Below are 14,885 nucleotides of genomic sequence, written 5' to 3' on the forward strand. Positions count from 1 at the left end.
AGCCTGCGACCGGTCGTCAGGCTGCGACCGAGGTATCGCGAAGAACCGGCGCAAACTTGGCTTCCGGATCGTCGGCCAGTTCGAACACCGTATGCCGCTCCAGCGCCTTGGTAACAAGTGCCGGATCGCCATCCAGATCTTCCGGCGGTATCATCTGGCCGATGGTGAAATCGAAGAGATCGCCCTTCTTGTTCAGAAGCTCGTAGAAGACCGTCATGTCGCGCAATTCGGTCGACCATTTGGCGAACCAGTAGAACAGGCCGGAATTGCGGGCCTTCATGTGCATAGGCAGGATCGGCAGATTGTATTTGCGCGACAGGCCGACAGCAGACGTCTTCCAGGGCCGTTCGTTCAGCCGACCATCCGCCCAGTAGGCAATGCGGCCGGAGGGAAACAGCACCGTGACCTTGCCTGTCTCGACGGCATGATTGGTCAGCCGCAGGGTCTCGCGGGCCTTGTCCTTGCTCTTGTAATCCTCGCGCCATTCCACCGGGATGATCATCTCCGAAAAGCGCGGATTGACCCTGACTGCGTCGCGATTGGCAAAGATCATCATATCGGGTCGGCGATGTTTCAGGAGATCGAAGACCGCAACACCGTCCGCAATGCCCGTCGGATGATTGCTGACAAGGATGAAGCCACCGCTGGCCGGGATGCGCTCGGCATTGCGGACCCGGATATCGAGGGTCAGCAGGTCGCTGAGATAGGCGAAGGAGTCAAAGCCGGAGAGCCCGGAAACGGCATCGGTGAACCGGATCGCGCTGCTATAGCGCAAGAGCGAATACAGAAAGGGTCGAACGACCGGCCACATCGGGTGACGGACGATGCGGGTGCCGCGCTCGGCAATCAGCGTATCCACGATATGACCGGGATTTCCTTGCGAAATCAGGGCGATGGATTGGGCCAAATGACCGAAGGACGACGTCTCTTCACGGCGTTGCATATAAACTCCCGCCTGCAGGTCAGGTCTGTATTGCAGCGATCCGTGATGGAAATGTGACCATCCGGTTCTGCAGGCGCGGCCTTATCGAATTGGTAACGCCCATCGCACAATGTGGCGTTTCGACGCGTAAATTCAACGGGCAAGTTGTGAACGACATCCTTATCCCCGGTTCACCGGATCTCATGGAGAAGCGCAGCCAGTGGCTCGACAGCCTTCGTCATGAACGACGCATGGCCGAGAGCACGCTGGATGCCTATGAGCGTGATACGCGCCAGTTCCTGGTCTTTCTCACCGCCCATCTCGGCGATCCGGCAAGCCTGTCGGACATCCACACGCTGCGCACGGCTGATCTGCGCGCCTTTCTGGCGCAGCGACGGCGCGACGGTGCGGGGGCCCGGTCGCTCGGGCGTCATCTGGCCGGGCTGCGCTCCTTCCTGCGCTATCTGGAGCGCAAGGGCCTGATCAATGCCGCCGCCGCCGGCGCCATCCGCGCGCCCCGGCAGCCGAAATCGCTTCCCAAGCCCTTGAGTGCGCCCCAAGCCCTCAACCTCGTGACGGAAGACGCGCAGCTGCATGAGGAACCCTGGATTGCTGCCCGCGACGCCGCCATTCTCACGCTGCTCTACGGATGCGGGCTGCGCATCTCCGAAGCGCTCAATCTGACACCGGCCGATATACCGCAAGGGGCCAGCGCTCTGCGCATCACCGGCAAGGGTGGCAAGACCCGTCTCGTGCCGCTGCTTGCGGTGATACCGGCGGCGATCGATCACTATAGCAGGCTCTGCCCCTACCATCTGGAGGCGGACTCGCCTCTGTTTCGCGGCGCACGCGGCGGCAAGCTGAACCCGGCCGTCCTGCAGCGGGAAATGCAGAAGCTGCGCGGCGCCCTCGGCCTGCCGGAAACGGCGACACCTCATGCCCTTCGCCATTCCTTTGCCACGCATCTGCTGGCAGGCGGCGGCGATCTTCGGACCATCCAGGAGCTTCTTGGCCATGCCAGCCTTTCGACCACACAGGTCTATACCGGCGTCGATCAGGCGCGTCTGCTGGAAGTCTACGACCGGGCTCATCCGCGGGCCTGACGTTCGAGTTTCGATCGAAGGCCGTTAACCATGCTTGTTTACCGTTCCTGCAGCGCGCGCCGGTAGAAATCGCGTCATGATGTTTCGCACCTTTATCCCGACGCGGCTTGCAAGCCAGATCTTCGACCTTGCGCTCTGGGCGCTGGCGGGCTTGCATCTTCTGCTGCTCCTCTCCTTCCTCCTGATCCTCGGGGCTCTGAACCCCGCCGGCGCCGCGCAGGACGATGCCTGCCGGGGCACCGATCTTCTGGCCGCCATGCGCGCCGAAGATCCTGCCGGCTATGCACGGCTGCAGGCAGAGGCGGCAGAGATCGAAAACGGCAACAGCATCTTCTGGAAGATCGAGAAGCCCGGTCTTGCGGCCTCCTATCTGCTCGGCACCATGCATGTCACTGATCCGCGGGTCCTGGCCATGCCGGACGGCGCGAAAGCGGCAGCCGCAGCGGCCCGGGTCATCATCGTTGAATCCGACGAGATCCTCGACGAAAACAAGGCCATGGCGAAGCTCCTGGCAAAGCCGCAACTGACCATGATGACCGATGGCAGGACCATCGAACATTACCTTACGCCGCAGGAGAAGAGCGACCTCGAAGCGGGATTGAAGGCGCGCGGCATACCGCTTGCGGCCGTCTCGCGCATGCAGCCCTGGATGCTGTCCTCCTTTCTCGCCCTCTCGGCCTGCGAACTGGCGCGCAAGACAGGCGGTGCCGATTTTCTCGACAAGCAGATTGCCGAAGACGCAGCGCAAGCAGGACGACAGGTGCAGGGCCTGGAAACGATGGAAGAGCAGCTCGAGGCGATTGCCTCGATCCCGACCGACTTCCACGTCAAATCGCTCCTGGAAATGGTCCGGCTCGGCGACCGGATGACGGACGTCACCACGACCATGACGGATCTTTATCTGAAGGGCGAGATCGGCATGATGATGCCGATGCTGAAAGTGGTGGCCCCCGACAGTGCGGAGGGCGAAGGCTATGCGCAATTCGAGGAGCGCGTCGTGACCGACCGCAATCACCGCATGGCCGAGCGCGCCCTGCCGCTTCTCGCAGAAGGCGGCGCCTTCATCGCCGTCGGCGCCCTGCATCTGACGGGCGATCAGGGCCTGGTGACGCTGTTGCGCAAGGCCGGCTATACGCTCACGCCGGATCCGTGACCTCCCCTCATCGGGTCTTGGCATAGGTCATGCGGGCCAGCACGTCCGTCTTCCAGTAGACCTGGTGGACGAGCGCCCCGGCGATGTGCAGCGCGATGAAGATCCACATCAGAAGCTTCATTGGCCCGCCATGCACGAAGCCCGCGACCTCCACGCCGCCATAATAGGCGGCGAGGCCGGATAGCGGCATAGCGAAAAACAAAAGATAAAGCAGGCCGTGCGTGACCTTCGCTACGCGCTTCAGCGCCGGCGGCTCCACGGCGGGCGCCTTTGGCACGCCCTGCGCCAAGCGCAAGATGAGCCGGAGAACGGCCAGTGCCAGAACGAAAATCCCGACATAGGCATGCAGATTGGCGCCGAAGACATCACCCGCCGCAGGTGTAGCGCCATGCTCCAGCGCATCGAAAACATGCTCCATGCTTTCGGCGAACAGCAGGTTGAACAGAATGAGAATGGCCATCAGCCAGTGGACGGCGCGCTGGGGAATGGAGAAGGCGGCGGGGTGCATGGCACGATCCTCTGACAGCCATTGACGACGCCCCGAAAGATGAAACGGCCCCGCCTGACACGCAAGCGGGACCGTTCAACCTGTCCGATTTGTAACGCTGCACCTGACGATCGTCAGGCCATGCCGATTCTTACATGTGAATCGGCTTGAAGAAGGTGGCGAGCGCGGCTTCCTTGACCGCTTCCGACATGGTCGGATGGGCGTGGCAGGTGCGGCCGAGATCTTCCGACGAACCGCCGAATTCCATCAGGACGGCCGCTTCGTGGATCATCTCGCCGGCGCCGAAGCCGATGATGTGCACGCCGAGCACGCGGTCGGTATCCTTGTCCGCCAGGACCTTCACGAAGCCTTCTGTCGCCTGCATGGCCCGTGCACGGCCATTGGCCATGAAGGGGAACTTGCCGACCTTGTAGCCAACCCCTGCCGACTTCAATTCTTCCTCGGTCTTGCCCACGGAAGCGACTTCCGGCTGGGTGTAGACGACGCCCGGGATGACCTCGTAATTCACGTGGCCATGCTGGCCGGCAAGAATTTCGGCAAGCGCCACGCCCTCGTCTTCCGCCTTGTGCGCCAGCATGGGCCCCTTCACCACATCGCCGATGGCATAGATGCCGGGGACATTCGTGGCATAATGGCCATCGATTTCGACGCGGCCGCGATTGTCGAGCACGACGCCGGCTTCCTCGAGACCGAGACCGGCCGTGAACGGCTTGCGGCCCGTCGCCACCAGAACGACATCGGCGTCGATCGTCTGGGCCTCACCGCCCTTGACCGGTTCGAAGGTCACCTTGGCACCCGTGTCCGACTTTTCGACGCCGGTCACCTTGGCGCCGAGATGGAATTCCATGCCCTGCTTGGCCAGAATGCGCTGGAACTGCTTGGAGACTTCGCCATCCATGCCGCCGAGAATGCCATCGAGATATTCAACGACGGTGACCTTTGCGCCAAGCCGCATCCAGACCGAACCAAGCTCCAGACCGATCACGCCGCCGCCGACGACGACCATGTGGCCCGGCACCTTGTCGAGCGCGATACCGCCGGTGGACGAAACGATGACCTTCTCGTCGATTTCAACGGCCACGCCGGGAATGCCTGCGACATCCGAACCGGTGGCGATGACGATGGATTTGGTCTCCAGCTCCTGCGCCGAGCCGTCCTGCGCGGTTACGGAGACCTTGCCGGCCGCGACGATCTTGCCGGTGCCGATGAAGGTGTCGATCTTGTTCTTCTTGAACAGGAAGGCCACGCCATCGACATTCGACTTCACGGTCGCGTCCTTGTGGCCCATCATCTTCTCGAGGTTCAGCGTGGTTCCGGACACTTCGACGCCGAGATCGGCCATGCCGTGGCTGGCATGGGCGAAGACTTCGGACGCATGGAGCAGGGCCTTGGAGGGAATGCAGCCGATGTTCAGGCAGGTGCCGCCGAAAGTCGCGCGCTTTTCCACCACCGCGACTTTCATGCCGAGCTGCGCTGCCTTGATGGCGCAGACATAACCGCCAGGGCCGGTGCCGATTACAATAAGATCATAAGCCATGAATGAAGTCCTTCGTTGTCGACGTTATCTGCCGCCGCTCACATTCAAGATAGCGCCCGTCACGTAGGATGCCTGCGGCGACAGCAGGAAAACCACCGCCTCCGCCACTTCCTCCGCCGTACCGGCGCGTTGCATGGGCACCGTCGGTGCCAGGTCCCGTGCCCGATCCGGCAGACCGCCGGATGCATGGATATCGGTATCGATGATGCCGGGCCGGACGGCATTCACGCGGATCGCCTCGCTCGCCACTTCGCGCGACAGGCCGATCGTGAAGGTATCGATGGCGGCCTTCGCCGCCGCGTAATCCACATACTGCCCGGGACTGCCGAGAACGGCGGCCATGGACGAGATGTTGACGATGGCGCCGCCCCCGCCCCCGTGCCGTGTCGACATGCGCTTGACCGCTTCCGATGCGCAGCGGATCTTGCCGATCACATTGATGGCGAACATGCGCTCCAGCCGCTCCCGCGACATGTCGTCGACGCGGGCCGTCTGGTCAACGACGCCGGCATTGTTGACGAGCCCGTCGAGCCGGCCGAATTCCTGGTCGATGAAGGCGAACATGGCCATGACATCGGCCTCGCTTGCGGTATCGGCCCTGACGCTGCGCGCCGTTCCGCCCGCCTGACGGATGCGCTCGACCAGAGCCTCTGCCGCAGCCGCATTGGAGACATAGTTGACGACGACGGCAAAACCGGCCTGCGCCGCCTTCAGCGCCACAGCGGCACCGATACCCCGGCTTGCGCCGGTGACCAAGAGGACTTTCTGATCCGTCGCCATGCTCTCTCTCCTGCCCCTCAGCCTGCTTTCTGCACGGCGAGCTTGATGCCGAGCAGAATGAAGACGGCGCCGCTCACCCGGTTGATTGCCTGACTGGCGCGTGAAAAGGCGCTGCGCATCCTGGGCGTGGTCATGAAGACGCTGACAGCCACGAACCAGGCGATCAGGCATCCGGCCATGATGAGGCCATAGCCGAACTTCACCGTCATCGGCGTCTCCAGGCTCACCACCGTGGAGAAGATCGAGAGGAAGAAGAACACAGCCTTCGGATTGAGGGCATTGGCTGCGAAACCCAGCATGAAGGCACGGATCGGCGATTGCGGGCGGCTTGCCGGCGCATCCTGCGGTCCAGCCGTCATGGTCATGTCGGTCTTGCCAGCCTTCAGCGACTTGATGCCGATATAGATCAGATAGGCGACGCCGCACCATTTGACGATATTGAAGAGATAGACCGATTGGGAAATGATCAGGCCGAGCCCGAGGATCGTGTAGGTGACATGGCACATCAGCGCCGCGCCGATCCCAAAACTGGTGATGATCGCCGCCTGGCGTCCCTCGACCATAGACTGGCGCATGACCATTGCGAGGTCGGCGCCAGGCGAGACGATTGCGACGGAAAAGATCGCCATCAGCGAGGCGAGTTCGAAAAGATAAGGCTGCATCAGACGAACAACCCCAAAATCATGATCCCGATTCCCAGAAGCGAGCCCAGCCAGACGAGAGAGCGGATATAGGGAACGCCGCCGAGGTAAAGCGGGATGTAGACGAGCCGGCAGAGAAACCAGAGCCATCCGCCGATGAGACCCCAGCCGGTGAGGTCGCCGTAAAAGGCAAGGGCAAGGAGAAGGCCGACCACTGCGGGATAGGTTTCGCGGTAATTGGCCGATGCCCGCGCGGCGCGTCCGGCAAGTGGCGATTGCGGCTTGCGCTCCTCATCCCGCGGCCCGGCATTCCACTGGGAACCGAGCTCGCGGGTTGCCAGAAACCCCTGCATCATGACGTGGACGACGAGAAGGACCACCGAAAGGACAAGCAAGGCCACATAAGGCGTTGCGTGCACGATGAGCTGATCCATCTCGTCCTCCTTTGTCAGTGATCAGAGATCGAGAACCAGACGTTCCGGATCTTCCAGGCTTTCCTTCACGCGGACGAGGAAGGTCACGGCTTCCTTGCCGTCCACGATACGATGGTCATAGGAAAGCGCAAGATACATCATCGGACGGATGACGATCTGCCCGCCGACCACGACCGGCCGCTCCTGGATCTTGTGCATGCCGAGAATACCCGACTGCGGTGCATTGAGGATCGGCGAGGACATCAGCGAGCCGTAGACGCCGCCATTGGTGATGGTGAACGTACCGCCCTGCATGTCCGCCATGCCGAGCGAACCATCGCGGGCTGCCTTGGCCAGACGGCCGAGTTCCTTTTCGACGCCGGCGATGGAGAGCTGATCGGCATCGCGGATGACCGGGACCACAAGACCCTTGTCGGTGCCGACGGCCATGCCGACGTGACAATAGTTCTTGTAGATGATGTCGGTGCCGTCGATCTCGGCATTGACGGCCGGCAATTCCTTCAGGGCGTGGGTGACGGCCTTGGTGAAGAAGCCCATGAAGCCCAGCTTCACGCCATGCTTCTTTTCGAAGACGTCCTTGTAGCGGTTGCGCAGGTCCATCACTGCCTTCATGTCCACCTCGTTATAGGTGGTCAGCATGGCGGCCGTGTTCTGCGCGTCCTTCAGACGCTTGGCAATGGTCTGGCGCAGGCGTGTCATCTTCACCCGTTCCTCGCGCGCGGCATCTTCCGTTGCGGACGGAGCGCGCGGCGCGCCAGGTGCCGATGCGGCGGGTGCGGCAGGTGCCGGGGCGGCCGGACCCTTGGCGATGGCCGCCAGGACGTCGCCCTTCAGGACCTGGCCACGCTTGCCCGAGCCGTCGATATCGCCGGTGGAGACATTGTTGTCGGCGGCGAGCTTTGCAGCGGAGGGCGCTGCAGGCATGGACGAGGCAGGCGCGGAAGCGGCAGCCGGCTGCGCCGGGGCCGGGGTCTGAGCAGGCGCCGGGGTCTGAGCAGGCGCCGGGGCGGCGGCAGGCGCCGGAGCCTGCGATGCGGATGCACCGGCCGAACCTGCGGCACCTTCGGCAATCTGGCCGAGAAGCGCATCGAGGCCGACGGTCTCGCCGGCTTGCGCGACGATTTCCGTCAATACGCCCGAGGCCGGGGCTGGCACTTCGACAGTCACCTTATCGGTTTCCAGCTCGACGATCGGCTCATCGGCATTGACCGTATCGCCGACCTTCTTGAACCAGGTGCCGACGGTTGCCTCGCTGACGGATTCGCCGAGAGTGGGGACGCGGATTTCTGTGGCCATGATCTATTTCCGTTCTTGAACCGATATCGTGTTTGTCCGGGTGGCAATGGGCGGCTGACGGTCAGCCGCCGAGCGCGTCTTCGAGGAAGGCTTCGAGCTGAGCCAGGTGCTTCGACATCAGCCCGGTCGCCGGCGACGCGGCAGCCGGCCGGCCGGTATAGCGGACGCGCTGATACTTGGCATCGATATGCGCCAGCACCCATTCCAGATACGGATCGATGAAGGCCCAGGCGCCCATGTTCTTCGGCTCTTCCTGGCACCACACCATTTCCGCGTGGCGGAAGCGGGACAGCTCGTTGATGAGCGCCTTGGCCGGGAACGGATAGAGCTGTTCGATACGCAGCAGGTAGATGTCGTCAATGCCGCGCTTCTCGCGCTCTTCCAGAAGATCGTAATAGACCTTGCCGGTGCACATCACGACGCGGCGGATCTTGGCGTCCTTCTGCAGCTTGATCGGACCATCCTTGATAACCTCGGCATCATCCCACAGCAGACGGTGGAAGGAGCTTTCACCGGCCATCTCCGCAAGCGTCGAGGTGGCCCGCTTGTGGCGCAGCAGCGACTTCGGGGTCATCAGGATCAGCGGCTTGCGGAAATCACGCTTCAGCTGGCGACGCAGGACATGGAAGTAATTGGCCGGCGTCGTGCAATTGGCGACCTGCATATTGTCTTCGGCGCACAGCTGGAGGAAGCGCTCGAGGCGTGCGGAGGAATGTTCCGGACCCTGGCCTTCGTAACCATGCGGCAGAAGGCAGACGAGGCCGGACATGCGCAGCCACTTGCGCTCGCCCGACGAGACGAACTGGTCGAAGATGACCTGCGCGCCGTTGGCGAAATCGCCGAACTGCGCTTCCCAGAGCGTCAGCGCGTTCGGACGGGCCAGCGAATAGCCGTATTCGAAGCCAAGCACGGCCTCTTCGGAGAGCATCGAATTGATGACCTCATAGCGCGCCTGGTTGGGAGCCAGATTGGCAAGCGGAATATAGCGATCCTCGGTTTCCTGATCGTAGAGCACCGAATGACGCTGGGAGAAAGTGCCGCGTTCGCAGTCCTGGCCGGACAGGCGAACCTTGTGGCCCTCGGTCACCAGCGAGCCGAAGGCCAGCGCCTCGGCCATGGCCCAGTCGAGGCCTTCGCCTGTTTCGATCATCTGCGCGCGGTTTTCCATGAAGCGCTTGATGGTGCGATGGGCGTTGAAGCCGTCCGGAATGGTCGCCAGCTTGCGGCCGATCTCCTTCAGGGACTTCATCGGAACGGCCGTCTTGCCGCGGCGCTGTTCGTCGGCATTGTCGGCCGAACGCAGACCCGACCACTGGCCGTCCAGCCAGTCGGCCTTGTTGGGCTTGTAGCTCTGGCCGGCTTCGAATTCCTGCTCCAGGCGGGCACGCCAGTCGGCCTTCATCTTCTGGAATTCGCCGTCGGTGATCAGGCCCTCGGAGATCAGCCGCTGGGCGTAAAGCTCGGTCACCGTCTTGTGGCCACGGATGACCTTGTACATCTTCGGCTGGGTGAACGCCGGCTCGTCGCCTTCGTTATGGCCGAAGCGACGGTAGCAGAACATGTCCACGACAACCGGCTTGTGGAACTTCATCCGGTATTCGGTGGCGATCTTGGCGGCATAGGTGACCGCTTCCGGATCGTCGCCATTGACGTGGAAGATCGGCGCCTCGATCATCTTGGCCACATCCGAGGGATAGGGCGAAGAGCGCGAGAAGGCCGGATTGGTCGTGAAGCCGATCTGGTTGTTGATGATGAAATGCATGGTGCCGGCGACGCGGTGGCCGCGCAGGCCGGACAGGCCGAGGATTTCAGCGACCACGCCCTGGCCGGCAAATGCCGCATCGCCATGCAGCAGGAGCGGCAGAACCTTGGCGCGCTCCTTCAGCGGCACGATATCGCCTTCCCAGCTCTTGGTCAGCATGTCCTGCTTGGCGCGGGCCTTGCCCATGACCACCGGATTGACGATCTCGAGATGCGAAGGATTGGCCGTCAGCGACAGGTGCACCTTGTTGCCGTCGAATTCGCGATCCGAGGAGGCGCCGAGGTGATACTTCACATCGCCCGAGCCTTCGACTTCGTCCGGCTTGAACGAGCCGCCCTTGAACTCGTGGAAGATCGCCCGGTGCGGCTTGCCCATGACCTGGGAGAGCACGTTCAGGCGGCCGCGATGGGCCATGCCGAAGACGATCTCTTCCAGTCCGTCCTGGCCGCCGCGCTTGATGATCTGCTCCAGCGCCGGGATCAGCGATTCACCGCCGTCCAGGCCAAAGCGCTTGGTGCCCTTGTATTTGACGTCGATGAACTGCTCGAAGCCTTCGGCCTCGATCAGCTTGGCAAGGATTGCCTTCTTGCCATTGGCGGTGAATTCGACGCCCTTGTCCGGACCCTCGATGCGCTCCTGGATCCAGGCCTTTTCCTCCGGGTTGGAGATGTGCATGAATTCGACGCCGAGCGTCGAGCAATAGGTCCGCGTCAGGATGTCGAGCATCTCGCGGATGGTCGCGTATTCCAGGCCGAGAACATTGTCGATGAAGATCTTGCGGTCGTAATCGGCTTCGGTGAAGCCGTAATTTTCCGGCGACAATTCCTTATAGTCCTCCACCGGCGCCGCAATGCCCAGCGGATCGAGCTTGGCATGCAGATGCCCGCGCATGCGGAAGGCGCGGATCATCATGATGGCGCGCACGCTGTCGCGCGTCGCCTGCAGCACGGCGGCGGGATCGAGCGGCTGGCCGGAGGCGGCGGCAGCGGCCTCTGCCTTGGCCTGGACCTTCTTCTCCATCACCTTTTCGACGATGGGCCAATTGCCGTCGAGGGCCGAGACCAGTTCGCCATTGGCGGGAATGGGCCAGTTCTGACGCTGCCAAGAGGCACCGCGGGCGGCCTTCTTCACATCGTCCGGATTATCGTCCAGCGCCTTGAAGAAGGACTGCCATTCCGGGCCGACCGCGTTCGGATCTTCCTCATAGCGGGCATACAACTGCTCGATATAGGCAGCATTCGCGCCGTCGAGGAAGGAGGTGATGAGAAACTGCTCGTTGGCTTCTTGCCGTGCCATGGTGCATCCGCGGACGTGTCTGCCCGCCTCCTGACGTCAATGTAAGGCCGGATCTTGCAAGCGCCGACCATCGCTTTCAGTCTCGTGCTGTCCGCGGGCCAACCGGCCCTCAGGTGCGGCAGCGGCAGGCGAACCGTGTGGCGGGTTCGCCTGCCCTTCAATCGCGTATCAGCGCGTAATGTGGCGTCAGCCCTTCAGGACTTCAACCAGCGTCTTGCCGAGGCGGGCCGGCGACGGCGAAACCTTGATGCCGGCCGCTTCCATGGCCGCGATCTTGGATTCCGCATCGCCCTTGCCGCCGGAGACGACGGCGCCGGCATGGCCCATGGTGCGGCCCTTGGGAGCCGTGCGTCCGGCGATGAAGCCGGCCATCGGCTTGCGGCGGCCTTTTCTGGCTTCGTCGATCAGGAACTGCGCTGCATCTTCTTCGGCCGAACCGCCGATTTCGCCGATCATGATGATCGAGGTCGTCGCTTCGTCGGCCAGGAACATTTCCAAGACGTCGATGAATTCCGTTCCCTTGACCGGATCGCCGCCAATGCCGACGGCGGTTGTCTGGCCGAGGCCTTCATTCGAGGTCTGGAACACGGCCTCATAGGTCAAGGTTCCCGAGCGCGACACGATGCCCACCGAACCCTTGCGGAAGATCGAGCCCGGCATGATGCCGATCTTGCATTCTTCCGGCGTCAGGATGCCCGGGCAGTTCGGGCCGAGCAGGCGCGACTTCGACCGGTCGAGCCTTGCCTTCACGCGCACCATGTCCATCACCGGGATACCCTCGGTGATGCAGGTGATGAACGGGATCTCGGCGTCGATGGCCTCGATGATGGCGTCCGCAGCACCGGCCGGCGGGACATAGATCACGCTTGCATCGGCACCGGTCTTGTCCTTGGCTTCCGCAACCGACGCGAAGATCGGCAGGCTTTCACCCTTGGAACCAGTCCAGGTTTCGCCGCCCTTCTTCGGATGGATGCCGCCGACCATCTGCGTGCCGTAATAGGCAAGCGCCTGTTCGGTGTGGAAGGTGCCGGTCTTGCCGGTCAGACCCTGAACCAGGATCTTAGTGTTCTTGTTGACGAGAATGGACATTGTTTTACGGTCCTTCCGATTAGCCGTTGATCGCCGCGACGATCTTCTTGGCCGCATCGTCCAAGTCGTCAGCAGCCGTAATGGCGAGGCCCGATTCATTCAGGATCTTCTTGCCAAGCTCCACATTCGTGCCTTCCAGACGCACGACCAGCGGAACCTTCAAGCCCACTTCCTGAACGGCGGCAACAACGCCTTCGGCAATCACATCGCACTTCATGATGCCGCCGAAGATGTTGACGAGGATGCCCTCGACCTTCGGGTCGGCGGTGATGATCTTGAAGGCTGCAGCCACCTTGTCCTTGCCGGCACCGCCGCCAACGTCACAGAAGTTGGCCGGCTCCTTGCCGTACAGCTTGATGATGTCCATGGTTGCCATGGCAAGGCCTGCGCCATTGACCATGCAGCCGATATTGCCGTCGAGCGCGACGTAAGCGAGGTCCCACTTGGACGCCTCGATTTCCTTGGCATCCTCTTCGGTTTCGTCGCGCAGCGCCTTCACGTCGTCGTGGCGGAACAGGGCATTGCCGTCGAAGGAGACCTTTGCATCGAGGACGCGCAGATGGCCGTCGGTCATGACGATCAGCGGGTTGATTTCGAGAAGCGCCATGTCCTTCTCGTTGAAGGCCTTGTAGAGCGCCGGGAAGAGCGACTTGGCGTCTTCGGCGGCCGCACCGTCCAGCGCAAGCGCCGCCGAGATCTTGGCGACGTCATCTGCGCTCACACCGGCTTCCGGATCGATCGCGATCGTGTGGATCTTTTCCGGCGTATCATGCGCGACGGCTTCGATATCCATGCCGCCTTCGGTCGACACGACGAAGGCGACCCGGCCGACCGAGCGGTCGACCAGAAGCGAGCAATACAGTTCGCGGGCAATATCGGCGCCATCCTCGATATAGAGGCGGTTCACCTGCTTGCCGGCATCGCCGGTCTGTGCGGTGACCAGCGTATGCCCAAGCATATCCTTGGCATGCGCCACGACTTCCTCGATCGACTTGGCGAGGCGAACGCCGCCCTTGGCCTCGGGCGGCAGTTCCTTGAACTTGCCCTTGCCACGGCCGCCGGCATGGATCTGGCTCTTGACCACGTAAAGCGGGCCGGGCAGCTGGCGCGCGGCGGCTTCGGCCTCTTCGACGGAATGGATCGCCACACCCTGGGCGACCGGGGCGCCAAAGCCCTTCAGGAGAGCCTTGGCCTGGTATTCGTGAATGTTCATCGTCTGGTCCTTGGATCTGGCCCTGGGCTTTCGCCCGGCGGCGCGATTACTTCAGCGACGGTGCAATTGTGGTGCAGGCTTCGCAAAGACCGGCAACCGCAGCGACGGATTTCTCGAAGCCTTCCTTCTCGTCCTTGTTCAGGTCGATCTCGATGACGCGCTCGACGCCACCGGCGCCGATGACGGTGGGAACGCCGACATACATGTCGTTGACGCCATACTGGCCGGAAAGATAGGCCGCACAGGGCAGAACGCGCTTCTTGTCCTTCAGGAAGGCCTCGGCCATTTCGATCGCCGAAGCAGCCGGCGCGTAATAGGCAGAGCCCGTCTTCAGAAGACCGACGATCTCGGCTCCGCCATCACGGGTGCGCTGAACGATCTGGTCGAGGCGCTCCTGCGTGCACCAGCCCATCTTCACGAGGTCGGTGAGCGGAATACCGGCGATCGTCGAATAGCGGGCGAGCGGAACCATCGTGTCGCCATGACCGCCGAGAACGAAGGCCGTGACATCCTGCACAGAGACATTGAACTCTTCGGAGAGGAAGAGCCGGAAGCGTGCCGAATCCAGGACGCCGGCCATGCCGACGACCATGTTCTTCGGCAGGCCGGAGAATTTCTGCAGCGCCCAGACCATGGCATCAAGCGGATTGGTGATGCAGATGACGAAGGCGTTGGGGGCGTATTTCTTGATGCCGGCACCGACCTGCTCCATGACCTTCAGGTTGATGCCGAGAAGATCGTCGCGGCTCATGCCGGGCTTGCGGGCAACGCCAGCGGTGACGATGCAGACATCCGCACCTTCGATCGCGGCGTAATCGCTCGCGCCCGACAGCTTGGCATTGAAGCCTTCGACCGGTCCGGACTGGGCAATATCCAGTCCCTTGCCCTGCGGAACGCCGTCGGCAATGTCGAACAGAACGACGTCGCCCAGCTCCTTGAGGCTGGCCAGGTGGGCCAGCGTACCGCCGATCATGCCGGAACCAATCAATGCAATCTTCTTGCGAGCCATGGAAATGCTTCCTCTCATTTGGAACGCACGGCCGGCATGGACTTGTCGACCGATATGGCCCCTCGCATAACTTCTTAGGCTAAAAAACGCAATCGATTATTTCCGGTCGAACAAATTCAAACGGTTAGATGTCACAATTCTT

At 62.3% G+C, this 14,885-nt stretch carries 13 protein-coding genes; 2 read left to right on the forward strand and 11 right to left on the reverse strand.

Features of this window, described 5'->3' with window-relative positions:
• Nucleotides 1-16 precede the first annotated feature (16 nt).
• On the reverse strand, nucleotides 17-943 hold the full coding sequence (locus tag QTJ18_RS20065) for a GNAT family N-acetyltransferase (protein WP_252754353.1): 927 nt from the start codon (nucleotides 941-943) through the stop codon (nucleotides 17-19).
• 182 nt (nucleotides 944-1,125) lie between these two features.
• Here QTJ18_RS20065 and QTJ18_RS20070 point away from each other — a divergent pair, with 182 nt between their 5' ends.
• Both QTJ18_RS20070 and QTJ18_RS20075 read left to right on the forward strand, forming a co-directional pair.
• The gene (locus QTJ18_RS20070) at nucleotides 1,126-2,025 is read left to right on the forward strand and encodes a tyrosine recombinase XerC (RefSeq protein WP_289852163.1); all 900 of its coding nucleotides are present in this window, start codon (nucleotides 1,126-1,128) and stop codon (nucleotides 2,023-2,025) included.
• A gap of 76 nt (nucleotides 2,026-2,101) precedes the next feature.
• Entirely contained in the window at nucleotides 2,102-3,178 is a 1,077-nt protein-coding gene (locus tag QTJ18_RS20075; RefSeq protein ID WP_252754351.1) for a TraB/GumN family protein, read from the forward strand.
• 7 nt (nucleotides 3,179-3,185) lie between these two features.
• Here QTJ18_RS20075 and QTJ18_RS20080 read toward each other — a convergent pair whose 3' ends face one another.
• From QTJ18_RS20080 to mdh, 10 genes are all read right to left on the reverse strand, one after another.
• Nucleotides 3,186-3,686 carry a cytochrome b gene (locus tag QTJ18_RS20080; RefSeq protein ID WP_252754350.1) on the reverse strand — a complete coding sequence of 167 codons (501 nt, stop codon included), beginning with the start codon at nucleotides 3,684-3,686 and terminating at the stop codon, nucleotides 3,186-3,188.
• A gap of 130 nt (nucleotides 3,687-3,816) precedes the next feature.
• Complete coding sequence (gene lpdA / locus QTJ18_RS20085; protein ID WP_252754349.1) at nucleotides 3,817-5,223, reverse strand: dihydrolipoyl dehydrogenase; 1,407 nt, start codon at nucleotides 5,221-5,223, stop codon at nucleotides 3,817-3,819.
• A gap of 24 nt (nucleotides 5,224-5,247) precedes the next feature.
• A complete protein-coding gene (locus QTJ18_RS20090) occupies nucleotides 5,248-6,003 on the reverse strand; it encodes an SDR family oxidoreductase (protein ID WP_252754348.1) in 756 nt (251 codons plus the stop codon).
• Nucleotides 6,004-6,020: 17 nt separating this feature from the next.
• The gene (locus tag QTJ18_RS20095) at nucleotides 6,021-6,665 is read right to left on the reverse strand and encodes a LysE family translocator (RefSeq protein WP_252754347.1); all 645 of its coding nucleotides are present in this window, start codon (nucleotides 6,663-6,665) and stop codon (nucleotides 6,021-6,023) included.
• Nucleotides 6,665-7,078: an MAPEG family protein gene (locus QTJ18_RS20100; protein ID WP_252754346.1), complete on the reverse strand. Its 414-nt coding sequence runs from the start codon at nucleotides 7,076-7,078 to the stop codon at nucleotides 6,665-6,667. The genes QTJ18_RS20095 and QTJ18_RS20100 overlap by 1 nt, the downstream gene beginning before the upstream one ends.
• 21 nt (nucleotides 7,079-7,099) lie before the next feature.
• Nucleotides 7,100-8,374: a 2-oxoglutarate dehydrogenase complex dihydrolipoyllysine-residue succinyltransferase gene (gene odhB / locus QTJ18_RS20105; RefSeq protein WP_252754345.1), complete on the reverse strand. Its 1,275-nt coding sequence runs from the start codon at nucleotides 8,372-8,374 to the stop codon at nucleotides 7,100-7,102.
• Nucleotides 8,375-8,435: 61 nt separating this feature from the next.
• Nucleotides 8,436-11,432: a 2-oxoglutarate dehydrogenase E1 component gene (locus QTJ18_RS20110; protein ID WP_252754344.1), complete on the reverse strand. Its 2,997-nt coding sequence runs from the start codon at nucleotides 11,430-11,432 to the stop codon at nucleotides 8,436-8,438.
• 186 nt (nucleotides 11,433-11,618) lie between these two features.
• A complete protein-coding gene (sucD, locus tag QTJ18_RS20115) occupies nucleotides 11,619-12,521 on the reverse strand; it encodes a succinate--CoA ligase subunit alpha (protein WP_252754343.1) in 903 nt (300 codons plus the stop codon).
• A 19-nt stretch (nucleotides 12,522-12,540) separates the two neighbouring features.
• On the reverse strand, nucleotides 12,541-13,734 hold the full coding sequence (gene sucC, locus QTJ18_RS20120; RefSeq protein ID WP_252754342.1) for an ADP-forming succinate--CoA ligase subunit beta: 1,194 nt from the start codon (nucleotides 13,732-13,734) through the stop codon (nucleotides 12,541-12,543).
• A 46-nt stretch (nucleotides 13,735-13,780) separates the two neighbouring features.
• A complete protein-coding gene (gene mdh, locus QTJ18_RS20125) occupies nucleotides 13,781-14,743 on the reverse strand; it encodes a malate dehydrogenase (protein WP_252754341.1) in 963 nt (320 codons plus the stop codon).
• Nucleotides 14,744-14,885: the final 142 nt, after the last annotated feature.

It is taken from the genome of Rhizobium sp. SSA_523, from assembly GCF_030435705.1.
Lineage (GTDB): Bacteria > Pseudomonadota > Alphaproteobacteria > Rhizobiales > Rhizobiaceae > Neorhizobium.